The sequence below is a fragment of the Curvibacter sp. AEP1-3 genome (assembly GCF_002163715.1).
Classification (GTDB): domain Bacteria; phylum Pseudomonadota; class Gammaproteobacteria; order Burkholderiales; family Burkholderiaceae_C; genus Allorhodoferax.
Window position 1 is genome coordinate 3,063,951 of sequence record NZ_CP015698.1, and the last position, 24,170, is coordinate 3,088,120.

At 59.5% G+C, this 24,170-nt stretch carries 25 protein-coding genes; 22 read left to right on the forward strand and 3 right to left on the reverse strand.

Features of this window, described 5'->3' with window-relative positions:
• Nucleotides 1-49: 49 nt before the first annotated feature.
• The 4 genes from AEP_RS14280 to AEP_RS14295 all read left to right on the forward strand — a co-directional run bounded on the left by AEP_RS14280 (nucleotide 50) and on the right by AEP_RS14295 (nucleotide 4,443).
• Nucleotides 50-370 carry an NAD(P) transhydrogenase subunit alpha gene (locus AEP_RS14280; RefSeq protein WP_087496002.1) on the forward strand — a complete coding sequence of 107 codons (321 nt, stop codon included), beginning with the start codon at nucleotides 50-52 and terminating at the stop codon, nucleotides 368-370.
• Nucleotides 367-1,803, forward strand: coding sequence for an NAD(P)(+) transhydrogenase (Re/Si-specific) subunit beta (locus AEP_RS14285; protein WP_087496003.1), 1,437 nt, complete (start codon nucleotides 367-369; stop codon nucleotides 1,801-1,803). Before AEP_RS14280 ends, AEP_RS14285 begins: the two co-directional genes overlap by 4 nt.
• Nucleotides 1,804-1,908: 105 nt before the next feature.
• Nucleotides 1,909-3,582: a long-chain-fatty-acid--CoA ligase gene (locus AEP_RS14290; RefSeq protein WP_087496004.1), complete on the forward strand. Its 1,674-nt coding sequence runs from the start codon at nucleotides 1,909-1,911 to the stop codon at nucleotides 3,580-3,582.
• Nucleotides 3,583-3,690: 108 nt separating this feature from the next.
• Nucleotides 3,691-4,443, forward strand: a complete 753-nt coding sequence (locus AEP_RS14295) for a 5'-methylthioadenosine/adenosylhomocysteine nucleosidase (protein WP_087496005.1) — start codon at nucleotides 3,691-3,693, stop codon at nucleotides 4,441-4,443.
• Nucleotides 4,444-4,486: 43 nt separating this feature from the next.
• Here the strand turns inward: AEP_RS14295 and AEP_RS14300 are convergent, their stop codons facing one another.
• Nucleotides 4,487-5,476: a magnesium and cobalt transport protein CorA gene (locus AEP_RS14300; RefSeq protein ID WP_087496006.1), complete on the reverse strand. Its 990-nt coding sequence runs from the start codon at nucleotides 5,474-5,476 to the stop codon at nucleotides 4,487-4,489.
• A gap of 197 nt (nucleotides 5,477-5,673) precedes the next feature.
• Between AEP_RS14300 and AEP_RS14305 the strand changes: the two genes are divergently transcribed.
• The 4 genes from AEP_RS14305 (at nucleotide 5,674) to hprK (ending at nucleotide 8,912) form a co-directional block, all read left to right on the forward strand.
• Entirely contained in the window at nucleotides 5,674-6,891 is a 1,218-nt protein-coding gene (locus AEP_RS14305; protein ID WP_087496007.1) for an MFS transporter, read from the forward strand.
• 170 nt (nucleotides 6,892-7,061) lie between these two features.
• Entirely contained in the window at nucleotides 7,062-7,391 is a 330-nt protein-coding gene (gene hpf / locus AEP_RS14310) for a ribosome hibernation-promoting factor, HPF/YfiA family (protein ID WP_087496008.1), read from the forward strand.
• Between the two features lie 76 nt (nucleotides 7,392-7,467).
• Nucleotides 7,468-7,935, forward strand: a complete 468-nt coding sequence (locus tag AEP_RS14315; RefSeq protein ID WP_087496009.1) for a PTS sugar transporter subunit IIA — start codon at nucleotides 7,468-7,470, stop codon at nucleotides 7,933-7,935.
• Nucleotides 7,936-7,961: 26 nt separating this feature from the next.
• The gene (gene hprK / locus AEP_RS14320; RefSeq protein ID WP_087496010.1) at nucleotides 7,962-8,912 is read left to right on the forward strand and encodes an HPr(Ser) kinase/phosphatase; all 951 of its coding nucleotides are present in this window, start codon (nucleotides 7,962-7,964) and stop codon (nucleotides 8,910-8,912) included.
• Here hprK and fur read toward each other — a convergent pair.
• On the reverse strand, nucleotides 8,909-9,343 hold the full coding sequence (gene fur / locus AEP_RS14325) for a ferric iron uptake transcriptional regulator (protein WP_087497353.1): 435 nt from the start codon (nucleotides 9,341-9,343) through the stop codon (nucleotides 8,909-8,911). The two genes, hprK and fur, sit on opposite strands and share 4 nt — an antisense overlap.
• A gap of 194 nt (nucleotides 9,344-9,537) precedes the next feature.
• Between fur and AEP_RS14330 the strand changes: the two genes are divergently transcribed.
• The 11 genes from AEP_RS14330 to AEP_RS14380 all read left to right on the forward strand — a co-directional run bounded on the left by AEP_RS14330 (nucleotide 9,538) and on the right by AEP_RS14380 (nucleotide 19,612).
• Nucleotides 9,538-9,978: an outer membrane protein assembly factor BamE gene (locus AEP_RS14330; RefSeq protein ID WP_232459836.1), complete on the forward strand. Its 441-nt coding sequence runs from the start codon at nucleotides 9,538-9,540 to the stop codon at nucleotides 9,976-9,978.
• 21 nt (nucleotides 9,979-9,999) lie between these two features.
• Nucleotides 10,000-10,803 (forward strand): 4-hydroxy-tetrahydrodipicolinate reductase, encoded by an 804-nt coding sequence (gene dapB / locus AEP_RS14335; protein ID WP_087497354.1) that lies wholly within the window; start codon nucleotides 10,000-10,002, stop codon nucleotides 10,801-10,803.
• Nucleotides 10,800-11,450 (forward strand): MotA/TolQ/ExbB proton channel family protein, encoded by a 651-nt coding sequence (locus tag AEP_RS14340; protein ID WP_087496012.1) that lies wholly within the window; start codon nucleotides 10,800-10,802, stop codon nucleotides 11,448-11,450. The genes dapB and AEP_RS14340 overlap by 4 nt, the downstream gene beginning before the upstream one ends.
• Nucleotides 11,451-11,879: an ExbD/TolR family protein gene (locus tag AEP_RS14345; protein WP_087496013.1), complete on the forward strand. Its 429-nt coding sequence runs from the start codon at nucleotides 11,451-11,453 to the stop codon at nucleotides 11,877-11,879. It abuts the gene before it with no gap.
• 74 nt (nucleotides 11,880-11,953) lie between these two features.
• Complete coding sequence (leuS, locus tag AEP_RS14350) at nucleotides 11,954-14,755, forward strand: leucine--tRNA ligase (RefSeq protein WP_087496014.1); 2,802 nt, start codon at nucleotides 11,954-11,956, stop codon at nucleotides 14,753-14,755.
• Nucleotides 14,756-14,760: 5 nt separating this feature from the next.
• The gene (locus AEP_RS14355; RefSeq protein WP_087496015.1) at nucleotides 14,761-15,261 is read left to right on the forward strand and encodes an LPS-assembly lipoprotein LptE; all 501 of its coding nucleotides are present in this window, start codon (nucleotides 14,761-14,763) and stop codon (nucleotides 15,259-15,261) included.
• A gap of 3 nt (nucleotides 15,262-15,264) precedes the next feature.
• Entirely contained in the window at nucleotides 15,265-15,744 is a 480-nt protein-coding gene (locus AEP_RS14360) for an Lrp/AsnC family transcriptional regulator (RefSeq protein WP_087496016.1), read from the forward strand.
• A 192-nt stretch (nucleotides 15,745-15,936) separates the two neighbouring features.
• Complete coding sequence (locus AEP_RS14365) at nucleotides 15,937-16,989, forward strand: ornithine cyclodeaminase (protein ID WP_087496017.1); 1,053 nt, start codon at nucleotides 15,937-15,939, stop codon at nucleotides 16,987-16,989.
• Nucleotides 16,986-17,894 (forward strand): arginase, encoded by a 909-nt coding sequence (locus AEP_RS14370; RefSeq protein ID WP_087496018.1) that lies wholly within the window; start codon nucleotides 16,986-16,988, stop codon nucleotides 17,892-17,894. The genes AEP_RS14365 and AEP_RS14370 overlap by 4 nt, the downstream gene beginning before the upstream one ends.
• 39 nt (nucleotides 17,895-17,933) lie before the next feature.
• Entirely contained in the window at nucleotides 17,934-19,031 is a 1,098-nt protein-coding gene (gene holA / locus AEP_RS14375; protein ID WP_087496019.1) for a DNA polymerase III subunit delta, read from the forward strand.
• Nucleotides 19,032-19,051: 20 nt separating this feature from the next.
• On the forward strand, nucleotides 19,052-19,612 hold the full coding sequence (locus tag AEP_RS14380) for a hypothetical protein (protein ID WP_087496020.1): 561 nt from the start codon (nucleotides 19,052-19,054) through the stop codon (nucleotides 19,610-19,612).
• A 7-nt stretch (nucleotides 19,613-19,619) separates the two neighbouring features.
• Here AEP_RS14380 and AEP_RS14385 read toward each other — a convergent pair whose 3' ends face one another.
• Nucleotides 19,620-20,141: a hypothetical protein gene (locus tag AEP_RS14385; protein WP_087496021.1), complete on the reverse strand. Its 522-nt coding sequence runs from the start codon at nucleotides 20,139-20,141 to the stop codon at nucleotides 19,620-19,622.
• Between the two features lie 81 nt (nucleotides 20,142-20,222).
• Here AEP_RS14385 and AEP_RS14390 point away from each other — a divergent pair, with 81 nt between their 5' ends.
• The 3 genes from AEP_RS14390 (at nucleotide 20,223) to gshA (ending at nucleotide 24,078) form a co-directional block, all read left to right on the forward strand.
• Complete coding sequence (locus AEP_RS14390; RefSeq protein ID WP_087496022.1) at nucleotides 20,223-21,503, forward strand: glutamate-5-semialdehyde dehydrogenase; 1,281 nt, start codon at nucleotides 20,223-20,225, stop codon at nucleotides 21,501-21,503.
• A gap of 156 nt (nucleotides 21,504-21,659) precedes the next feature.
• Nucleotides 21,660-22,697: a GGDEF domain-containing protein gene (locus AEP_RS14395; RefSeq protein ID WP_087496023.1), complete on the forward strand. Its 1,038-nt coding sequence runs from the start codon at nucleotides 21,660-21,662 to the stop codon at nucleotides 22,695-22,697.
• Between the two features lie 94 nt (nucleotides 22,698-22,791).
• On the forward strand, nucleotides 22,792-24,078 hold the full coding sequence (gene gshA, locus AEP_RS14400; RefSeq protein WP_087496024.1) for a glutamate--cysteine ligase: 1,287 nt from the start codon (nucleotides 22,792-22,794) through the stop codon (nucleotides 24,076-24,078).
• Nucleotides 24,079-24,170 lie beyond the last annotated feature (92 nt).

Here is a 24,170-nt window from a genome sequence, read left to right on the forward strand (position 1 = left end):
CACCCTACGCCCCTCAGTTCATTTACCTACCCTTTCAAGGAGCGACACCATGGAAATGGTTTCCCCCACCATCCTGAACCTGATCATTTTTGTGCTGGCCATTTACGTGGGTTACCACGTGGTCTGGACCGTGACCCCTGCACTGCACACGCCGCTGATGGCCGTGACCAACGCCATTTCTGCCATCGTCATCGTCGGCGCCATGCTGGCCGCTGCGCTGACGGAAACCACCTTGGGCAAATCCATGGGCGTGCTGGCTGTGGCCTTGGCGGCCGTCAATGTGTTCGGCGGTTTCATGGTAACCCGCCGCATGCTGGAAATGTTCAAAAAGAAAGAAAAGAAAGCCCCCAACTCAGGAGCCAAAGAATGAGCCTGAATCTCGTCACCCTGTTGTATCTCTTTGCCAGCGTCTGCTTTATCCAGGCGCTCAAGGGTCTGTCCCATCCCACTACCTCGATCCGGGGCAATGTCTTTGGTATGGTGGGTATGGCAGTGGCCGTGTTCACCACCGGCGCTCTGATTTTCAAGCTCGCAGGCCAGCTCGGTCAGGACGGCATGACAGGCATGGCCTGGGTGTTGGGCGCCTTGCTGGTAGGCGGCACTGCCGGTACCGTAATGGCCAAGCGCGTGGAGATGACCAAGATGCCGGAGCTGGTGGCCTTCATGCATAGCATGATCGGTTTGGCAGCAGTATTCATTGCGGTGGCTGCAGTGGCCGAACCTTGGGCCTTCAGTATTGCTGAAAAAGGGGGAGCCATTCCCGGTGGCAACCGGATTGAATTGGCCTTGGGCGCGTTCATCGGCGCGGTGACCTTCAGCGGCTCCGTGATTGCCTTCGGCAAGTTGTCCGGCAAGTACAAGTTCCGCCTGTTCCAGGGCGCCCCGGTCACCTTCCCCGGCCAGCACAAGCTCAATCTGGTGCTGGGCCTAGCGTCGGTCTTCTTTGTGTTCGGCTTCTGGCATTCCCAGAGTCCCATGGACTTCGCCCTGATTCTGGCGCTGGGCTTTGTGATGGGTGTGCTCATCATCATTCCCATCGGCGGCGCGGACATGCCGGTGGTCGTCTCCATGCTCAACAGCTATTCCGGCTGGGCGGCTGCAGGCATCGGTTTCAGTTTGAACAACAGCATGCTCATCATTGCCGGCTCACTGGTCGGGTCCAGCGGCGCCATCCTGAGTTACATCATGTGCAAGGCGATGAACCGCTCGTTCTTCAACGTGATTCTGGGCGGCTTCGGTGGTGACGCGTCTTCGGGCCCGGCGGGTGCTGCGGTGCAACGCACCGTCAAAAGCGGCAGCGCGGATGACGCAGCCTTTGTGTTGGGCAATGCCGAGACGGTGGTGATCGTGCCCGGCTACGGCTTGGCAGTGGCCCGCGCTCAACACGCCGTCAAAGAACTGGCTGCCAAGCTCACCGAAAAGGGCATTACCGTCAAGTACGCCATTCACCCGGTTGCAGGGCGTATGCCCGGCCACATGAACGTACTGTTGGCCGAAGCCGAAGTGCCTTACGACCAGGTGTTTGAGATGGAAGACATCAACGGCGAGTTCGGCCAGGCCGATGTCGCCATCATCCTGGGCGCCAACGACGTGGTGAACCCTGCAGCCCACACCAAGGGCAGCCCGATTTACGGCATGCCTATCCTCGAGGCCTACAAGGCCAAGACCATCATCGTGAACAAGCGCTCCATGGCCGCGGGCTATGCCGGTCTGGACAATGAGTTGTTCTACATGGACAAGACCATGATGGTGTTCGGTGACGCCAAGAAGGTCGTTGAAGATATGGGCAAAGCCATCGAATAGAGGCGTACGCCTAAGGACAGCCCGCCTAAGGTAAACACCGTGGGCGGGCTGGTTGGCCTGCATGAAAATGGCAGGCTGCATAAAAATAGACCGGAGACACAAGACATGACTGATCGCGTTTGGCTTGGCAGCTACCCACAAGGTGTGCCTGCTGACATCGACCCTGCCAAATACTCCTCTTTGGTGGCCTTGTTGGAAGAAAGCTTTCGCAAGTACGAAAGCCGCGTGGCCTACAACTTCATGGGCAAGGACCTTAGCTTCGGCCAAACCGACAGCCTGAGCCTGGCGGTTGCGGCGTATCTGCAGGGTCTGGGTCTGGTCAAGGGTGACCGCGTCGCCATCATGATGCCCAACGTGCCTCAATACCCGATTGCGGTGGCTGCCATCCTTCGTGCCGGGTTTGTGGTGGTGAATGTGAACCCCTTGTACACCGCCCGGGAGTTGGAACATCAACTCAAGGACTCCGGCTCCAAGGCCATCATCATCATTGAGAACTTCGCTCACACCCTGGAAAAGTGCATTGCCGCCACGCCAGTCAAGCATGTGGTGCTGTGCTCCATGGGTGACCGACTGGGTCTGCTCAAAGGCACCCTTGTGAATTACGTGGTGCGCAACGTCAAGAAGATGGTGCCTGCCTACAACCTGCCTCATGCGGTACGGTTTAACGAGGCGGTGGCCCGCGGCACCAAGGCTCCTTTCAAGAAGCCCGACATCAAGGCGGATGACGTAGCGGTATTGCAGTACACCGGCGGCACCACTGGTGTGTCCAAGGGAGCAGTGCTCTTGCACCGCAACGTGATCGCCAATACGTTGCAGTCCGAGGCTTGGTACGCACCCGCCATGGCCAAGGTGCCGGCGGAGCAGCAACCCACCACGGTGTGTGCGCTGCCGCTGTACCACGTGTTCGCCTTTACGGTCGGCATGATGCTGTCCATGCGCACGGGCGGCAAACTGATCCTGATCCCGAACCCGCGTGATATTCCCGGCGTACTGAAAGAGCTGTCCAAGCACACCATCCACAGCTTTCCCGCTGTCAACACCTTGTTCAATGGTTTGGCGAATCACCCCGACTTCAATACCGTGGACTGGAGCCACCTGAAAGTGGCGGTGGGTGGTGGCACCGCGGTGCAGAGTGGTGTGGCCAAGTTGTGGTTTGAGAAGACCGGTTGCCCCATCTGTGAGGGCTATGGGCTGAGCGAAACTTCGCCTACGGTGAGCTGCAACCCCATCACTTCCAACGAATACACCGGCACCATCGGCGTGCCCTTGCCCAGCACCTACATGAAGCTGCTGGACGACGACGGTGTGGAAGTGGCGGAAGGCCAGAGCGGCGAGATCGCCATCAAGGGCCCTCAGGTCATGGCGGGTTACTGGCAGCGTCCGGATGAAACCGCCAAGGTCATGACGCCGGATGGCTACTTCAAGACCGGCGACATCGGCGTGGTGGATGCCCGTGGCTTCTTCAAAATTGTGGATCGCAAGAAGGACATGATTCTGGTCAGCGGCTTCAACGTGTTCCCTACCGAACTCGAAGACGTGGTCACCCAGATGCCTGGCGTCTTGGAGTGCGCATGCGTGGGCGTGGTCGATGCCAAGTCCGGCGAGGCCGTCAAGCTGGTAATCGTCAAGAAAGACCCCAACCTCAGCGAAGAAGATGTGCGCAACTTCTGCAAAGAGAACCTGACCGGCTACAAACAGCCCAAGGTCGTGGAGTTCCGCGCCGATTTGCCGAAAACCCCGGTCGGCAAGATCCTGCGGCGCGAATTGCGCGAGAAATAAGCGTTGTTCCCTCCTCCTGGAGGAAAACCTCGGCAGCAACGGCGGCCTTCGGGCCGCTTTTGCTTTGTGGCTTGCTAAGCTCCGTGTTTTGCATCTGATTCCTATGCCATGAGCGCTGAAACTCCCATTGCCATCCTGAGCGCCCTCGCTGAAGAACAAGAGGGCCTGCTCGAGCACTTGCAAGATGCCCGGCGAGTGGATCATGGGGGGCGTGTTTTCTGGACCGGCCGCTTGCAGGGCTTGCCTGTGGTGTTGGCGCTGTCCCGCATCGGCAAAGTGGCCGCCGCGACGACGGCTACCGGTTTAATCACCCACTTCTGCGCTTCCCGGGTTCTGTTTACCGGCGTCGCCGGCGGGGTAGGGCCTGTAGTCCGGGTGGGCGATGTGGTGGTGGGCAGCCACTATGTGCAGCATGATATGGACGCCTCGCCGCTGTTCCCCCGCTTTGAGATCCCGCTGTGCGGGCAGGCACTTTTTGCAGCGGATCCTCCGCTTTTGGCGACTGCCTGTGAGGCCTTCAATCGCGTGCAGCCGGCGTTGCGTACAGCGCGCTACCCGGCAAAGCTGCACACGGGCTTGATTGCCAGTGGCGACCGGTTTGTAAGCAGCACTGCCGAAGTCAGCGCATTGCTGAGCGCACTGGCTTCCTCAGGCTATTGCCCATTGGCGGTAGAGATGGAGGGCGCCGCCGTAGCCCAAGTGTGCGCAGACTATGGCGTGCCTTTCGTGGCGATGCGCACCATTTCAGACCGGGCGGATGACACCGCACATGTGGATTTCCCGCAGTTCGTGCGGGAAACGGCGAGCCTTTACGCCCGTGCCTTTGTGCTGGAGATGCTTGAGTTGCTATCGAAAAGATAGCTGTCCGCGCATATGTGTCGGGCGATAGGGCCTCAAAAGAGTGCTAACGCAGCCAACCGCGTTTGTAGAAGTACCACATGGGCACCAAGGCACTGGAGATCATCAGGGCTACCGTGTACGGGTAGCTCCACCCTCCCAGGAACTCCAGTTCCGGGAACTTGAGGTTCATGCCATACACGCTGGCAACGAGGGTCGGAGGCAGCAAGGCTACGCTGGCCACCGAGAAGATCTTGATGATCTTGTTCTGGTTGATGTTGATGAAACCTACCGTCGCATCCATCAAAAAGTTGATCTTGTCGAACAGGAATGCGGTGTGCGAGTCCAGCGAGTCAATGTCTCGCAAAATCTGCCGAGCCTGTTCGAACTGCTCGGCGTTGAGCATCTTGCTGCGCATCATGAAGCTGACCGCACGGCGCGTATCCATCACGTTGCGGCGGATGCGGCCACTCAAATCCTCGTGGCGGGCAATCGCGCCCAGCGCTTCGCCGGCGATGGCATCGGTCACGTTGCCCGAAAGGACCTTTTTGCTGACTTTTTCCAGCTCGTCGTAGATGCCTTCCAGCGTGTCGGCGGAGTACTCGGCGTCCGCATCGAACAGCTTGAGCAGCACTTCCTTGGCGTCTTCGATCAGCCCGGGTGCACGGCGGGCGCGCATGCGCAGGAGCCGGAATACGGGAACGTCTTCATCGTGAATGGAGAAGAGCACGCCTTTACTTTTGAGATTGTCATTGACGAGGTTCAAGATGAACGCAGCCCGGACGGTGCGGGGTTCGTCGTCGTCCGCAATCAAAAAGTCGCTGCGGATGTGCACGTCGCCGTTGTCTTCGGCGTAGAAGCGGGCGGATTCCTCGATGTCCTCGTCCATCGCGTCATCCGGGATGGACAGGCCGTAGTACTGTTTGACCCAGCGCTTTTCTTCGAGCGTGGGGGATTCCAGATCGACCCAGATCGGCTGGAACTTGGAAAGCTCTTCAAGCGACTCGATTTCTTCTTGAAAGAGTCGGCCATTGGCGAGCGTAAAGATATTGAGCATGGCTCACTCCCAAAATGGTTGGCTGCAGGCGGGTGTTGGGTGCTTTCAACCCCGGCGCAGTGGTGGGAGTTGAAAGCTACCGACTAGGGTAGGTTTCCAAGGAGCGTTCTCCGGTAATTCAGAAGTGGAAATTATCGCACCGCCCCGGGTGATAGAGTGGCTGCCCACCATCCCGGTTCCCCATTTTGTTACTCCCCATGCCCATTACTTTGAGTTCGAAGCGTGAACGCTGGCTGCTGATCACGCTTGCCGGCATCCAGTTCACCAACATCCTGGACTTCATGATCATGATGCCCTTGGGGCCAGCTTTGACCGCGCTCTTCCACATCAGCGATGCCCAGTTTGGGATGCTGGTCTCGGCCTATACCTTGGCAGGCGGGGCTTCTGGACTGCTTGCATCCACCTACATCGATCGCTTTGACCGCAAGCGCTTGCTATTGGTGTTGTACGGGTTGTTCGCCTTGTCTACTTTTGCTTGCGGTGTAGCGCCGACCTATGAAACGTTGTTGTTGGCCCGGGTCAGCGCCGGCATCTTTGGGGGCGTGCTGTCGGCGTTGAGCCAGACCATTGTGGGCGACGTGATTCCCTTCGAGCGAAGAGGTCATGCCATGGGCATCGTCATGACCTCGTTTTCTGTTTCTACCGTCGCAGGCGTTCCGCTGGGCTTGTTCTTGGCAGCGCATTTCGGGTGGCATATCCCGTTCCTGCTGATTGCGGGGGTGTGCGTTCTGTTTGCTGTGTTTGCTTTCCTGACTCTTCCCGCGCTGAATGCGCACTTGCAGGCCCATGCGCCGGTATCGGCGTGGTCTCGGATCTCCGAGGTCTTGAAAGACCGCAATCACTTGCGCGCATTTGTTTTCTCCGCCTTGCTTATGTTCTCCGGCTTTACCGTGATTCCTTACATCACCATCTTCATGCAGTCCAATGTGGGATTGCGTGCGGATCAGGTGCCTTATGTGTACCTGTGCGGTGGTGTGGCGACGCTGATTACTGCGCGCTGGTTCGGAAACCTCGCGGATAGCTGGGGCAAGTTCCAGACTTTCAGGGCTATCGCTCTGGTGTTTTTGCTGCCCCTGATCGGCCTCACCCTGTTGGGTCCGGTCGGCATGTGGGGCGCATTGGCGGTATCGACCCTATTTTTCGTGTGTGGAAGCGGACGCATGATTCCTGGTATGGCCATGCTCACCTCTGCGGCCAACCCGGCACTGCGCGGCACCTTCATGACCCTGAATGCCTCGGTGCAGTCAGCCGCCATGGGGCTTGCAGCTCTGGTGGGTGGCGCCATCATCAGCCGCGACGCGGCTGGCTTGGTTCAAAACTATTGGGGCTCTGCCTTGATCGGCGCTGTTGCCAGCGTTTTGGCGGTGGTTGTTGCCGGAAGGCTGAACCTGCATCAAGCAGCTGGAAAATCGTGAAATTCGAAGTCATTTCATTGCTGCAGTGCATTACAAAAAAGACTTTGCAATTGGCCTGATTCGGGCGCATAGTGGATTCATAAACATCGCAAATCGTTTAACAAGTTTGAGCGCCGACTGCTACTTTTGCAGAAGGCATTTTCAACCCTGAGAGCAACTGGAGGCTATTTATGAATTTGACGATCAGCGGTCATCACCTGGAAGTTACCCCGGCCCTGCGTAGTTATGTCACGACCAAGCTCGATCGCATCATGCGCCACTTCGATCAAGTGGTAGACGTCAAGGTGCTACTCACCGTTGAAAAGCAAAAGGAGAAGGAACGACGGCAGCGTGCCGAGTGCAACATTCATGTCAAAGGAAGTGACATGTTTGCCGAAAGCGCCCATGCCGACTTGTATGCTGCTGTGGATGATCTGGTCGACAAGCTCGATCGCCAAGTGGTTCGTCACAAGGACCGTTTGCAAAATCACCACCATGAGGCCCCCAAGCGCTTGATGTAGTGTTGCAATAGAGACGACAACACTAAAACCGCCCTGACACGGGCGGTTTTTTTATGTGCATAATCCGCTCCTTACCATGAACCGCCTAGCGTCTATCCTTCCTCCTTCGCAAGTACTTGCGCAAGTTGATGTCACCAGCAAAAAGCGTGCATTTGAAGAGGCAGGCCTGCTGTTCGAGAACCTGCACGGTCTGAGCCGCGCGCTCGTGACCGACAGTCTTTTTTCCCGTGAACGTTTGGGTTCCACAGGGTTGGGGCATGGCGTAGCTATCCCCCATGGCCGTATCAAGGGCCTGAAGTCACCGATGGCCGCAGTGTTCCAGTTGGCACACCCCATCGGCTTTGATTCACCGGACGATGTTCCTGTGAGTCTGCTGATATTCCTTCTGGTGCCCGAAGCAGCGACCCAGAAACACTTGGAAATCCTCTCTGAAATCGCTGAGCTCTTGAGTGATTCCGCTCTCCGTGAGCAAATCACTACCTGCGCAGACGCGGCCCTATTGCACTCCCTGATTGCCGGCTGGCAGTCCGCCAGAGCGGCTTAAGTCCTTTCCCACCTTCAGGTGCCGCATTGAAACCCACCGCAGTCAGTGCAGACGCACTCTTTGAGGAATTCAGGGGGCATTTGCGCTGGGAGTGGGTTGCCGGTCTAGGTGCCTCTGAACGTCGGTTCGATGAGGTTGCCATCAAGGCAGCCCGGTCCGGTGCCGATCTGGTGGGTTATCTGAACTACATCCACCCGTACCGCGTCCAGATTCTCGGTGAGCGTGAGATAACGTACATCACCAACGCCACCCCCGAAGATTGCGCCCGCCGCATTTCCCGCATCGTGACATTGGAGCCGCCAGTGCTTGTACTGGCAGATGGGCAAGTTGCTCCGCAGGCCCTGTTGGCCATGTGCGAGCGAGCACAAATCCCCATGTTTGCGACCAAGGAGTCGTCTGCCTTCGTTATTGACGTACTTCGGGCCTATCTGTCCAAACACTTTGCGGACCGCATGTCTATGCACGGGGTGTTCATGGACATCTTGGGGCTGGGGGTGTTAATTACCGGTGAATCCGGTCTTGGCAAGAGTGAGCTCGGTCTGGAGCTGATTTCACGCGGCAACGGCTTGGTGGCCGACGATGCCGTAGACCTCTATCGCATCAATCAGACCACGATCGAGGGGCGTTGCCCGGAGTTGCTGCAGAACCTGCTGGAAGTGCGCGGCATCGGTTTGCTCGATATCCGCGGGATATTTGGTGAAACGGCGGTGCGCCGCAAAATGCGCTTGAAATTGATCGTGCATCTCGTGCGGCGGGAAACCCTGGAGCGGGATTACGAACGCATTCCCTATGAACCTTTGACGCAGGATGTGCTGGGCATACCGGTGCGCAAGGTGGTGATTCAAGTGGTGGCTGGCCGCAACATTGCGGTACTGGTGGAGGCCGCTGTCCGCAACACGATCCTGCAGTTGCGCGGGATTGACACTTACCAAGAATTCGTGGAGCGCCACCGCAAGGCGATGGCCCAAGGCGGCTAATTGCTACTGTTGCGGTGAGGGCACGCGCCCTTGGTGCAGTTGGCGTACAAACTCAGGGCGTGGTCGGAAATCGCAAATCCCTTGGCTTTTGCTACGGCATGTTGGCGTTTTTCGATTTCTGCGTCGTAAAACTCTTCCACCCGTCCGCAGTCCAGACACACCAGATGGTCGTGGTGCTGGCCTTCGTTCAGTTCGTACACCGCTTTGCCGCTCTCAAAGTGGCTGCGGCTCAAAATGCTCGCCTGCTCGAATTGGGTCAAGACCCGGTAGACGGTGGCCAAGCCCACATCGGAGCGTTCCTGCAACAAAACGCGGAACACATCTTCCGCCGTCATGTGGCGCTGGGTGCCGCGTTGAAAGACTTCCAGAATTTTCAGGCGGGGGACCGTGGCCTTGAGGCCCGTGTTTTTCAATTCTTCGATATTGCTCATCAGCACATTCCTGGCATGGTCATCAAACAGGCCGACAGGGGCCAACCGCTACAATGACACGATCATATCGCCCTTCAATTTTCATGCTCCTTACCTCTTGCCGTAGTCTCCGTTCAGCCGCATTGGCTCTGGTTGTGGCAACCCTTGCCGCGTGCGGTTCCGTCAGCACCACAGGAGAAAAAGTCGCGGGGGTGATGACGCCATACAAAATCGACATCGTTCAGGGCAACGTGGTCACCCGCGAGCAATTGGCTGTCTTGCGAGTGGGCATGCCCCGTGCCATCGCGCAGGATGTACTCGGCACCCCCTTGCTCACCAGCGTGTTCCATGCAGACCGTTGGGACTATGTGTTCACCCTCAAACGCCAGGGCAGTGAGCCTCAGGCACGCAAGGTGACCGTGTTTTTTACCAACGAAGTGATCAGCAAGATTGAAGCGGACGAGCTGCCCAGCGAAACGGAGTTTGTGTCAACCTTGCGTTCTAAAACGGTGCTGGGCCCGGTGCCTTCGTTGACAGCTTCTGAAGAAGCGCTCAAAAAATTCCCGGCGCCGAAAAAGGCGGAGGCACCCGTATCCGGCAACACCGCACCAGCGGCTGCTACCTCCTACCCGCCGCTGGAACCCGGCGGCCTCTGATCTTTCTTTTCTCTTTTGACCATGACCCACACCATTGCCATTGCTGGCGCTTCAGGCCGCATGGGCCAGATGTTGATTGATGCTGTTCGTGCTGCGGACGATTGCTCGCTGGCCGGCGCGCTGGATATTGCCGGCAGTCCTTCCCTGGGTCTGGACGCAGGCGCCTTCTCTGGACAAGCTACTGGTGTGTTGATCACTGCAGATGTGCGCGAAGGCCTGAAGAACAGCCAGGCGCTCATTGACTTCACCCGCCCGGAAGGCACGCTGGCCCACTTGCAGGTGTGCCGCGAATTGGGTGTTGCGGCCGTGATCGGAACCACCGGATTTACCGACGAGCAAAAAGCCGAAATCGCCGAGATTGCCAAGTCCATCCCCATCATGATGGCGCCCAACATGAGCGTTGGGGTGAACGTGACCTTGAAGCTGCTGGAGATGGCGGCCAAGGCGCTTGCCACCGGCTATGACATTGAAATCGTGGAAGCCCACCACCGTCACAAAGTGGATGCGCCTTCTGGCACCGCACTCAAGATGGGTGAAGTGATTGCCGACGCCTTGGGCCGCGACTTGAAGGAATGTGCTGTCTACGAGCGCTACGGCGTGACTGGCGAACGCGACCCTTCCAGCATCGGCTTCGCCACCATTCGCGGAGGCGATATCGTGGGTGACCACACCGTGCTATTTGCAGGCACCGGCGAGCGGATTGAGATCAGCCACAAGTCGTCGAGTCGCGCCACGTATGCCCAGGGCAGCTTGCGCGCTGTGCGTTTCCTGGCCGGTCGTGCGCCGGGGCTGTATGACATGTTTGACGTCCTGAATTTGAAATGAGCCCGCTACAGCTGCTTTTCCAGGGAGATGCGGTTCATACCGCCGTGGCGTTGATATTGCTCTGCATGTCCATCGCCGCTTGGTTTGTGATTTTCTGGAAAAGCTGGTTGCTGCAGCGCGCGCTGACGGACGTGTCGCGCAGCACAGCGGCCTTTTGGCAAGCGGCGGATGTGAATGCCGCTTTGGCGGCGCTGCCCGCATTTGACCGGGAGGGCCTGGTCTTGCCCCTGGTCCAAGCCACGCAGACCCAAGGTGCTGGGACGCTGGCAGCTGCCGGTGACAGGGGCCAACAACTCACCCGCGTCCTGCGTGACGCGTTGCACGGCGTGTTGCAACGCTTACAGTCCGGTCAGGTATTGCTGGCTACTGTGGGATCGACTGCCCCCTTCGTGGGACTGTTGGGCACGGTATGGGGCATCTACCATGCGCTGATCAGTATTACGGGTGGCGGGCAAGTCAGCATCGACAAAATCTCCGGCCCGGTGGGCGAGGCGCTGATCATGACAGCGGCTGGCTTGGCAGTGGCGATTCCCGCTGTGTTGGCCTACAACGTGTTCGGCCGTATGGTCGCCCGTCTGGAGGCCGATCTCGAGGGCTTTGCCCTGGACCTGCGCGAACTGCTGCTGAGCAGCTCCAAGGCGGACTGAATGGCATTCGGCCGTTTGGAACGCCCGTCCGGCGCGCAGCCGTTGAGCGACATCAATATGACGCCGCTGATTGACGTGATGCTGGTGTTGCTGGTGATCTTCATCATCACTGCCCCCCTGATGGTGAGCGCCGTGAAGGTGGATTTGCCTCAGGCGCAGGGTACGCAAGCGGCGGATGCTCCCAAATTTATAGCAGTCACCATTGATCCTGCAGGGCAGACCTATGTGAACGATGCGCCCATGGACAAACCCGCTTTGGCCAACGCTTTGACCGACGCTGCCAAGCGCAACCCGAATACCGAAGTCCGTCTGCGTGCTGACTCCACCGTGCCTTACGGCCGCGTGGTGGAGGTCATGGGTTTGGCTCAAAAAGCGGGCTTGAGCCAGATTGGATTTGTGGCCGAACCTGATGCGTCCGCCTCCCCCTGAACCCCGTGCGCGGTGCAGCGCCTAAAATCGCACCAAGCCTCTCTTCACGGCAGCGTGACCGCTGCCCACTCCCCATGCAAGACAAGTACCAGCACCTCGACGTAGAACAAGCCGCGCAAGCCCATTGGGCGCTGCCTTTGTGGAATGGCGATACCGCCTACCGTGTCACCGAAAACGCCGTGGGCGTGGACGGCAAGCCCAAGAAGAAGTTCTACGCCTGCTCTATGCTGCCGTACCCCAGCGGGAAGCTGCACATGGGCCATGTGCGCAACTACACCATCAACGACATGCTGGCCCGTTACCTGCGCATGAACGGCCACAACGTGCTCATGCCCATGGGCTGGGACGCCTTCGGCCTGCCTGCCGAAAACGCGGCGCTCAAGAACAAGGTGCCACCCGCCAAGTGGACCTACGAGAACATCGCTTACATGAAGGGCCAGATGCAGGCCATGGGCCTGGCCATCGACTGGAGCCGTGAAGTCGCCACCTGCGATCCGAGCTACTACCAATGGAACCAATGGTTGTTCTTGAAGATGCTGGAAAAAGGCATTGCCTATCGCAAGACCCAGGTCGTGAACTGGGACCCGGTGGACCAGACGGTGCTGGCCAACGAGCAGGTGATTGACGGCAAAGGCTGGCGCACCGGTGCGGTGGTCGAGAAGCGCGAGATCCCCGGCTACTACCTCAAGATCACTGACTACGCGCAAGAGCTGCTGGACCACGTGCAGATGGGCAACGACAAGGCCACGCTCACCGGCTGGCCCGACCGCGTGCGCCTGATGCAGGAAAACTGGATCGGCAAGTCCGAAGGTGTGCGCTTTGCCTTCACTCATGACATAAAGGATTCGACTGGGGCATTGATCGGCGACGGCCGCATGTACGTGTTCACCACCCGTGCAGACACGGTGATGGGTGTGACCTTCTGCGCCGTGGCGCCTGAGCACCCTCTGGCTGCACACGCTGCAGCCTCCAACCCCGCGCTGGCGGCCTTCATTGAAGAGTGCAAGACCGGTGGCACAACAGAGGCCGAGCTAGCCACGCAAGAGAAGAAGGGCGTGAACACCGGCTTGTTCGTGACCCACCCGCTAACCGGCACCCACGTGCCAGTGTGGGTAGGCAACTATGTGTTGATGGGCTATGGCGATGGCGCCGTGATGGGCGTGCCGGCGCACGACGAGCGCGACTTTGCTTTTGCGTTGAAGTACGGCATCGAGATTAAGCAAGTCATTCGAAACTTAATTGAAGGTTCAGCTGCGCTCAAGAAGCGAATTGAGGTGGGTGCGGCTGGTGTTGAGTACTACTCGTTTGATGAAAAGCAGTGGAAAGAATGGTACGCGTCCAAGTCTCCTGACGAGGTAGAAGTGTGTAACTCTGGGGAGTTGAATGGCTTGGCTCCCAAGGAGGCCGTGAGCCAAGTTGCTGAAATGTTGGTTGCCAAAGGCCTGGGTGAAAAGAAAATCACATGGCGCCTTCGCGACTGGGGCGTGAGCCGCCAGCGCTATTGGGGCACGCCCATCCCGATCATCCATTGCGATGAACATGGCGCCGTGCCGGTGCCCGAGAAAGACCTGCCCGTGGTGCTGCCGCAGGACTGCGTGCCCGATGGCTCCGGCAACCCGCTGCACAAGCACGAAGGTTTCCACGCCGGTGTAGTTTGCCCCGTGTGCGGCAAGGCCGCGCGGCGCGAGACCGACACCATGGACACCTTTGTGGACTCGTCCTGGTATTTCATGCGCTATTGCGATCCGAAGAACCCGGACGCCATGGTGGCCGGCGGCGCAGACTACTGGATGCCGATGGATCAGTACATCGGCGGTATCGAACACGCCATCCTGCACTTGCTGTACGCCCGCTTCTGGACCAAGGTCATGCGCGACCTGGGCCTGGTGAAGGTGGACGAGCCCTTCACCAAGCTGCTGACCCAAGGCATGGTGCTCAACCACATCTACAGCCGCCGCACTGCCAAGGGCGGCAAGGAATACTTCTGGCCCAAGGATGTGGAGCACGTGCACGACGCCGCGGGCAAGGTAGTGGGTGCCAAGCTCATCGTCGAAGTCGAGAGTGCCGATGGCATGCTGCCGGTGGGCACTGCCATCGACTACGAGGGCGTGGGCACCATGTCCAAGTCCAAGAACAACGGTGTGGACCCGCAGGAGCTGATCGCCAAGTACGGCGCAGACACCGCCCGTATCTACACCATGTTCACCTCGCCGCCCGAGGCTACGCTGGAGTGGAACGACTCGGCGGTGGAGGGTAGCTACCGCTTCCTGCGCCGTGTCTGGAACTTTGGCTACAAGCTGTCTGCTATGGATTCTGTAGCTGCTCGCGCAAGCGTGGCGGGCGCCAAGAGCCTGAATGATGTGGAATTTGGCAAGGAAGCCAAGGCGCTCCGGCTGGAAATGCACACCGTGCTCAAGCAGGTGGACTTTGATTACCAGCGCATGCAATACAACACGGTGGTGTCGGGTGCGATGAAGATGATCAACGCGCTGGAAGGCTTCAAGGCCATGGACAGCGCCGGTGCACAAGTGGCCCTGATCGAAGGTTTCGGTATCCTGCTGCGTTGCCTGTACCCCGCTACGCCACACCTCTCGCACGCCTTGTGGTCCGAGCTGGGCTATGCCTCCGCCCTCGGCGATCTGCTGGATGCGCCTTGGCCCCAGGTGGACGCGGCGGCCCTGGTGCAAGACGAGATCGAACTGGTGCTGCAAATCAACGGCAAGCTGCGCGGTGCCGTGCGCGTGCCTGCAGGCGCTGACAAGGCCGCCATCGAAGCCGCTGCGCTGGCCAGTGAGGTGTTTGTGAGCCATGCCGCAGGCGCGCCTGCCAAGAAGGTCATCGTGGTGCCGGGCCGCTTGGTCAACATCGTCGTCTGAGTACCATGCTGACCCGCCGCCATCTTGTAGCCCTGCCTGCTGCCGCCTTGCTGGGGGGCTGCGGCTTCAAGCTGCGCGGCAAGCAGAACTTTGCGTTTGAAACGATTGCGGTGACTCCCGAAAAGGGGGCCGCGGTCGCGTCCGAGCTGAGCCGCTACCTGGGCAGCATGGTGCGCCCGGTGGCGCCTGCGGCGGGAGGCGCTTTGCCGGATGTGATTGTTGACATCCTGGGCGAGACCCGTGAAAAGGTGATCGTGGCGCTGAACGCCTCGGGCCAGGTGCGGGAGTACCAGCTGCGCATCAAGGTGCGCTTTCGCATGCGGAGCTCCAAGGGGCGCGACCTGATCGAGCCCACAGACATCCTGCAGGAGCGGGATATCAGCTTCAACGAGTCTGCCGTGCTGGCCAAAGAGGCGGAAGAGGCGCTGCTCTACCGCGACATGCAGTCCGACATCGTGCAGCAGTTGCTGCGCCGGATTGCGGCGGTCAAGACGCTGGAGCCCTGAGCCATGGCCTTGGATCGGGTGGACCAGACCTTGCTGGAGCTGCTGCAGCGCGACGGGCGCATGAGCGCGCAGGCCTTGTCGGAAGTGGTCAATCTCTCGGCCCGAGCCACCCTGAACCGCATTCACAAGCTGGAGGACGATGGGCATATCGAAGGCTACCGTGCCTTGTTGGCGCGCCAGTCCATCGGCGAGCATGTGTCGGTGTTTGCAGAGATCGCGCTCAAGGACCAGCGTCAGGCGACGGTACAGCGCTTCGAGCAGGCCATGGTGGCCTGTCCGGAAGTCATTGCCTGTTACTTGGTGAGTGGTCGCTACGACTACCTGGTGCGCCTGGCCTGCCGCGATCTGGCGCACTACCGGGACCTGACCAACACCTGGATTGACGACGTGGGGCTGGGAATCGACAAGGTGGTTACCAGCACCGAGTTGCAAACCGTCAAGGAGTTCGCCGGTTTTCCATTGATGGTCCGTACCACCCGATAACCGTTTGCACGTAGGTAAACGGGTTGCTTCCGATTCGGAAGTAATTCTGCGGGTGTGCAGCGCTTTGCGCGCTTTGCTGTGTGGAGTTCGTCGTTTCATGCCTCTGTGCCTCTCCTAGACTAGAAGCACCAGCCGGCTGTGCAGTAGATGCGGATTCCGCATCCTGTGGCGCTCGGCCTCGAGGAGAACCCCATGACCCGCTATATCGACGTTCACGACATGCAAGCCCTGGTGCACCTGCACGGACTGGCTCCCATGATGTCGGAGATGGCCCAGACCATCCGTGAAGACTTTTTGCGCTGGGACGATTTTGACAAATCCCCCCGCACCGCCAACCACAGCACAAACGGCGTGATTGAGCTGATGCCGGTCTCTGACAACGCGCTCTACGCGTTCAAGTACGTGAACGGCCACCCCAAGAACCCTTTGCAAGGACTGTCTACCGTGATGGCCTTTGGCGTGCTGGCAGATGTGGCTACCGGTTACCCCGAACTGCTGAGCGAGCTCACCATCACCACCGCGCTGCGCACCGCCGCTACTTCCGCCATGGCGGCTAAGGTCTTGGCCCGTCCGGACAGCCAAACCATGGCCCTGATCGGCAATGGGTCGCAGAGCGAGTTCCAGGCTATTGCCTTTATGACGCAGCTGGGCATTACGACGTTGCGCGTGTTTGATGTGGATGCCAAAGCCACCGACAAACTGGTCGCCAATCTGCGCCCTTACATCGATGCGGGCAAGCTGCACATCGTGCGTTGCGCTTCCACCCGGGAGGCCGTGCGCGGCGCCGACATCGTCACCACCGTCACGGCGGACAAGACCAATGCAACCATCCTGAGCGCCGACATGATCGAACCGGGCATGCACCTCAACGCCGTGGGTGGAGATTGTCCCGGCAAGACCGAATTGGAAGCAGCCATCCTGAACCGCGCCAAAGTGTTTGTGGAGTTTGAACCCCAGACCCGTGTGGAAGGCGAGCTGCAGCAGATGCCTGCTGAGTTTGAGACCCATCCCCTCTGGAAGGTGCTGGCCGGCACAGCGGTAGGGCGCGACAACGCCGCGCAAGTGACCTTGTTCGACTCGGTGGGTTTTGCGCTGGAAGACCTGTCGGCCCTACGCTATGTGCATGCCTTGTCCCAGAAGCTGGGCGTGGGCAGCACGGTGCAGCTGGTGCCGGAGATGGCGGACCCCAAGGACCTGTTTGCCTGCGCCACGGCGGCCCGTCCTGTTTTGCGCAAAGCAGCATGAACGATCAAGTCCTGCACATCATCGGCGCGGCCGTCGGTGAAGGGGCCAGTGATGGCGGTTGCAAATGGGGCGCTGCTGCGCTCAAAGACCACGGTATGGCGAGGGCGCTCGCGGCCACCGGGCGTACGGTGACCTGGGGCGACACCATCAGCGCGCAGCCTATGCTGGCCACCAGCCGGTTGCATGCGATTGAGGTATTTTCGGACCACCTGTCCATGGCCGTGCAGCAAGTTCTGCGACATGGCCAGCAGCCGCTGGTCGTGGGTGGCGACCACTCCTGCGCCGTCGGCACCTGGAGTGCGGTGGCAGACCATTTGCGCCCGAAAGGCGCTTTGGGGCTGATCTGGATCGATGCCCACTTGGATGCTCACACGCCGGATACCTCAGACACCCAGGCCCCGCATGGCATGCCCTTGGCAGCACTGTTGGGTCATGGCGCGCCGGGCATGACCGGGCTTTTCGGTTGGAGTGGAAAACTGCGTCCGGAGCATGTGGCCATCATCGGTGCCCGCAGTTATGAGCCCGCCGAGCAGGCACTGCTGGCGCGCTTGGGCGTGCGGGTGATGTACATGCCGGAAGTACTGGAGCGCGGATTCGCCGCTTGCTTTGCCGAGGCGCAGGCCATTGCGCAAAGCGGCACCGCGGGCTGGGGCATCAGTTTTGATCTCGATGGCCTGGACCCGCGGGACGCCCCGGGCACCGGCACACCGGTGGAGCAGGGCATTCGCTTGGCGGATGCTTTGGCTGTGCTCGCGGGTTGCCAGCAGCAAGCCGGCTTTGTGGCCATGGAACTCACGGAGTACAACCCTTTGCGCGACTTTGGTGGCCGCACCGCCCAGGCTGCTACCGATCTGGTGTGCGCCGTCTTGGCGCCCGAGCGCGCGACTATGGAACTGGCAGCTTGAACTGCCGGTGAAGCGTGGGGGCCTTAAACTCAAGCCCCTATGCAACTCGCCGCGAATCAACTCAGCAACCACCTGCAGCGCGGGTTTAAGAGCCTGTACACGGTGCATGGCGATGAGCCTTTGCTGCAGCAGGAAGCGCTGGACGCCATTCGTGCCCACGCTCGCACGTTGGGCTATACCGAGCGGACCTCGCACACGGTCGCCGGGGCCCACTTCGACTGGAGCGAGGTGCTGGCCGCGGGTGGCTCCCTGAGTTTGTTTGCAGATAAACAGATTGTCGAAATCCGCATTCCCAGTGGCAAACCCGGCAAGGATGGCAGCGTCGCTTTGCAGCAGCTGGCCGAGGGTTCGCAGGGCAATGATTCCACCTTGATCATCGTGCTCCTGCCCCGGCTGGACAAGATGACAAAATCCGGCGCCTGGTTTTCTGCGCTGGAGAGCTATGGCATCACCATCCAGGTGGATCCGGTGGAGCGCAACGCCTTGCCGCAATGGATTGCCCAGCGTCTGGGTGCGCAGGGCCAACGGGTGGCGGCCGGAGAAGAGGGGCAGCGCACTTTACAGTTTTTTGCGGATCGGGTGGAAGGCAACCTGTTGGCCGCGCACCAGGAAATCCAGAAACTGGGTTTGCTGTTTCCCGCCGATGCCCATGACGGCGTGCTGAGCCTGGAGCAGGTGGAAAGTGCCGTGCTCAATGTGGCGCGTTACGACGTGTTCAAGTTGTCAGAAGCGGTGCTCGCCGGCCAGGCCGGGCGGATGCAACGCATGCTTGATGGTTTGCAGGCCGAGGGAGAAGCCGAAGTGCTGGTGCACTACACCCTGGCAGAAGACATCCGCGCGCTCAAGCGCGTGAAAGACGCCATGGGCCAAGGCCGCCCCCTGCCGATGGCGTTGCGCGAAAACCGTATCTGGGGCGCCAAAGAGCGACTGTTTGAACGGGTGTTGCCCAAGTTGTCCGAGCGCACCTTGGCGGAGCTGTTGCAGTCCGCCCATGTGGTGGACGGCATTGTCAAAGGCCTGAAGCAGCCGGACTGGCCCAGCTCCGGCTGGCAGGCGCTGCACCGGCTTGCCTTGCAGGTATGTGCACTATGCGCCGGGCAAACCAAGGCAGCATCCGCAGGCGGTCCACGCCGCTAAGGGACCGATCGGAGACGCATGTGACTGATGCCACCCCTGCCCAGCGGCACGTGCAGCGCCACAACCAGATCTCCATTCGCCTGCATTACCGGCTTGATGCCGATTGGCACCGCTTGGAGGCCCAGCAGTGGAATGAGCGTGGATTCTGTTTTTTCCATACCCATGCGTTGCAGGCCGGCCCGGTCGCCTTCAAACGCAGCCTGCAGCACTTCGAGGGCGAGATCGTCTGGACGCGCACTTGTCAGGACAAAGCGCAAGTGACAGAGATGCTCCTCAACGAGGCCATCCATCGCCAGGCAGACCGCTTGTCTACCCAGCCCGACATGCAGCAACGCTTGCTGCGGCTGATGCGCGTGCAGGGCATGGTGGACGCAAAGCAGCGGGTGTTGGCCTCGCTCGGGGGAATGCCGGAAGACTCCAAGTGGCAGCAACAAATTCAGCAGCGCATGCAAGAAGCGCTGTTTCAATCCGGAGTGCGTGTGGCCTCCCCCGTGTGGACCTCAGTGGTGACCGATGCACTGGCCTTAGGCGGTGTGGTGCAGGATCTGGAGCGATGGTCTGGCACCTTGGGTGGCAGTTGAGTTGCTTTCAACCAGCGTCATCGTTCAATGACGGCGCCGCGTGCGTTCTATCGCTGATGGCGGCCGATGAAGGAAAGTGGACGGTTCGCTCAATCCACAGTTTGAACCGGATGGATTCACTCGACTGAGCCTTGGATAGCCATTGGAGCAAGGCATCGGCACGAATATGCATGCTCTTTCCATCGGGGCCTGAACTGGTGCGTTCCGGCTCAATGCGTCCCACGGTGGCGTCTTTGGGTAGGTGTGGCAATACTCGGCGAATGTCTTTGACCTTGAGCCACCGGTGTCCGTCTTCGTCCTCTTCGATGGAGATCGGGATGCTTTTGTACGCGTAGTGCCGCCCTTGAACACTCGCATAGGCATGCGCCCGCATGGCCCCGTAGCCCCCGGTAAACCCGTCGATCAACACACGCGAGAGGAGCGCGCCCGACAAGGGAGCGGCAAGCACAATGCCAAGAAGCCCGGCCAGGTACCCACCCACGACAAGGCTACCTATCGCGAGGGCTATGCAGAGGGCCGCTGATTTCATCGTGTTTGCATGGAGCGTTGATGAATTCTAGAGAAAGCGATTGGAAATGCCCCGCGCCCGGACATCTGCGAAAATCATGGCATGAACGCGACCAACACCACCGAATACACCCTGGCCCTCGGTTCTCAAGCAAAAGTGGCATCCGCGCTGATGGCACGTGCGCCGGCAGCTATGAAAAACAGAGCGCTTCGACGCTTGGCCGAGCTGCTGCGCGAGAACACCCAAGCTCTGCAGGTGGACAACGCCAAGGATATTGAGCGGGCCGTGGCAAATGGCCTTTCCGCTCCGATGGTGGATCGCCTCAAGCTCACGCCCAAAGTACTGGAAACCTGCGCCGAAGGCTGCGAGCAACTGGCCGCCATGGCCGATGTGATCGGCGAAATCATCGGCATGAAGCAGCAGCCCAGCGGCATTCGTGTGGGCCAGATGCGCGTGCCGATCGGCGTGTTCGGCATGATTTTCGAGAGCCGCCCGAATGTGACTATTGAGGCTGCCAGCCTGTCCATCAAGAGTGGCAATGCCTGCATCTTGCGGGGTGGCTCGGAAGCCATTGACTCCAACAAGGCGCTGGCCAAGTTGGTGCAGCAGGCGCTGCTTGAGAGCGGTTTGCCCCCTGACGCCGTGCAGCTGGTGCAAACCACCGACCGCGAGGTGGTGGGGCAGTTGATTGCCATGCCGCAGTTTGTGGATGTGATCATCCCCCGCGGTGGCAAGGGCCTGATCGAACGCATCAGCCGCGATGCCAAGGTGCCAGTCATCAAGCACCTGGACGGCAACTGCCACACCTATGTGGACGACCCTTGCGATATCGCCATGGCCGTCAAGGTGGCGGACAACGCCAAGACAAACAAATACAGCCCCTGCAATGCGACGGAGGGTCTGCTGGTGGCACGGGGTGTGGCCGCTGAGTTCCTGCCCTTGATCGGCAAGGTCTACGCGGACAAGGGTGTGGAGATGCGCTGCGACGCGGAAGGACGCGCCATCCTTGCCGCAGTGGCAGGCGCCAAGGTGAATGATGCAACCGAGCAGGACTGGTACGAGGAGTACCTCGCCCCCATCGTCAGCGTGAAAGTGGTGGCCGGTGTGGATGAAGCCATTGCACATATCAATCGCTATGGCAGCCACCATACCGACGCCATCCTCACGACCAACCACGTACACGCCCAGCGCTTCTTGCGCGAGGTGGATTCCGCCAGCGTCATGGTGAATGCCAGCACCCGTTTTGCCGATGGCTTTGAATACGGGCTGGGCGCGGAGATCGGCATCAGCACCGACAAATTCCATGCACGTGGTCCGGTGGGCATTGAGGGGCTCACGTCTCTGAAGTACGTGGTTCTGGGTGAGGGTGAAGTGCGGAAGTGAAGTGGGAGCAAGCCTTCTACTTCCTCTACTGACAAACCCTAAACGTGGATTTTTTCCTTGTTTTAACGATTTTCCGGGTGTAACTTAGGCGACGAGCAAGACGCTTTAATAAAACATGCGCCTGACGAGCGCTGTTGGAACCGGAAAGTTAAAAACGTGAGCATCTCGCTTCTCTCCAAACTGGAGAAAATTACCGCTACCCGTGACTTCGTCGCTATCGAACACAGTTTGCTGCGGGCCATAGGCTCCACCGTTCATGTCGAGGATCTGTCCTTGTGGACGCTGGATGCGAACCATGAGGTCACCAAAGCGCTTCACTACTACCGTCAGATTGAAGTCCTCGCGGGCAGTATGGGACGGGACACAGAGCAGGTGGATACCGTTTACGCCAACATTGAGGTCCCTGCCGACGTGCGCAGCTTGGCACAGACGGTAGTACTCAGCCTCAAGCCTGCTGCCCGAAAAACGGAGACCGGCGGTCTGCAGATGTTCCCCCTCATCGGCTCACACGGCCTGAGTGGCTTGATCAGCATGCGCCTGAGTCAGCCGATGGGTGAGCATGACCAGGAGCTGATCAACGGCATATTGCGGGTTTATTCCAACTACCACGCCCTTTTGGACGAAAGCCAGCGGGACCGGTTGACCGGTCTCTACAACCGCCATGCCATGGACCTGAATATCGACCGGATGTGGTCGGTGCTGGGCCGGGAGTCCACGCAATCGGATGCCCGGCGCAACAGCGTGGTGCAGATGTATGCCTTGGCGGTGATTGATATTGATCACTTCAAAAAGGTCAACGACCAGTACGGACACATCCTTGGGGATGAGATTCTGCTATTGGTGTCCCGACTGATTTCCAGCTGCTTTCGCAAAAGCGATCCGGTCTACCGGTATGGCGGCGAAGAGTTCCTGGTGGTGGCCGGTGCGGAGTCGCCGCAGGCCATGCACACCCTGTTTGAGCGGGTGCGCAGCAAGGTGGAGGGACATTACTTCCCGCAAGTTGAAAGCGTGACGGTGAGCGTGGGCTACGCCATCATCGATCCCGCCTTGTCTCCCTCGGAAAACATCGGCCGGGCTGACCGGGCTTTGTACTGCGCCAAAGAAATGGGGCGCAATCAGGTGCAATCGTTCAGCGATTTGTTACAACGGGGACTGATCAAAGACATGCGCTACGGATCCACTGAGCTATTTTAGGGGTGCCGGGCGCTTGCAAAAACCTTGGGCAACCCCAAGTAACAAGGCGCTTCTAGAATGAAGCCCGACCTCCCACAAAGAAAGCCCACAGCGCATGGTTCCGCATCTCATCACTGCCCTGACAGGCCCCATCAATGAATTGGAGCAGCGGGTGCTGGACTCCATGCCGGCCATTGAGCGCTGGTTCCGCCTCGAATGGATGGAACACACCCCCCCGTTTTATACGGCCGTGGATGTGCGCAATGCCGGTTTCAAGCTGGCGCCGGTAGACACCAACTTTTTCCCCGGCGGCTGGAACAACCTTACGCCTGCCATGCTGCCGCTGGCCGTGCAAGCGGCCCAAGCAGCGATTGAAAAAATCTGCCCCGAAGCCCGCAACCTGCTGATCGTTCCCGAGAACAACAGCCGTAGCACTTTTTATTTGATGAATCTGGCGCAGTTGCGCCGGATATTCAATATGGCCGGTCTGAATGTGCGCATAGGCTCCATCAGCCCCGACATCAAGAAAAGCACCACGATCGAGCTGCCCGACGGGGAGTCCATCACCCTGGAGCCGGTGGTGCGGACCAAAGGCCGCTTGGGCCTCAAAGATTTCGATCCCTGCACCATTCTGCTGAACAACGACTTGCGTGCCGGCGTACCCGGCATTCTGGAAGACCTGCACGAACAGTATTTGTTGCCGCCCCTGCATGCCAGCTGGACCACGCGCCGCAAGAGCACGCACTTTCGTTGCTATGAGGAAGTGGCCAAGCGCTTCGGCAAACTGATCGGCGTGGACCATTGGCTGATTACGCCCATGTTTGAGAAGTACGGCGTGGCGGACTTGCGAACCCCTGAGGGTCTGGCCGCCTTGGCCAGCCGCATCGACGGCATGCTGACCAAGGTCAAGAAGAAGTACAAGGAATACGGCATCAAGGAGAAGCCCTTCCTCGTCATCAAGGCGGACAACCGCACTAGCGGAAACACCATTTTGTCGGTGCGGGACACCAAGGACCTGGAAGCCAAGCTGCGCAAAATGGGTGCGGGCGTGGAAGATGCCCCCGATCCCTTGGAGCTGATTCTTCAGGAAGGCGTGCTCACCAACGAGCGGGTTAACGACGCGGTGGCTGAGCCGGTGGTGTATTTGATGGACCGGTATGTGGTGGGCGGCTTTTACCGCATGCATGCCGAGCGCGGAGTGGATGAAAACCTCAGCGCTCCGGGCTCCAGCTATGTGCCATTGGCTTTTGCGGAGAGTACGCACTTACCTCAGCCGGGTGTGCGCCCCGGTGCAAGTGCCCCTAACCGGTTTTATATGTACGGCGTGATCGGCCGCTTGGCCATGTTGGCAGCCAGTTACGAACTGGAAGCCACCGACCCGGACGCAGAACGCTACGACTGAGTGCCGTCAAGCCCTGTGACAGGCAGGGCATGGGTCCAGTTGTTGCGCTGCAACAAGAGCGCGAAAACCCTGCGATTAGAGAATTAGCCCCT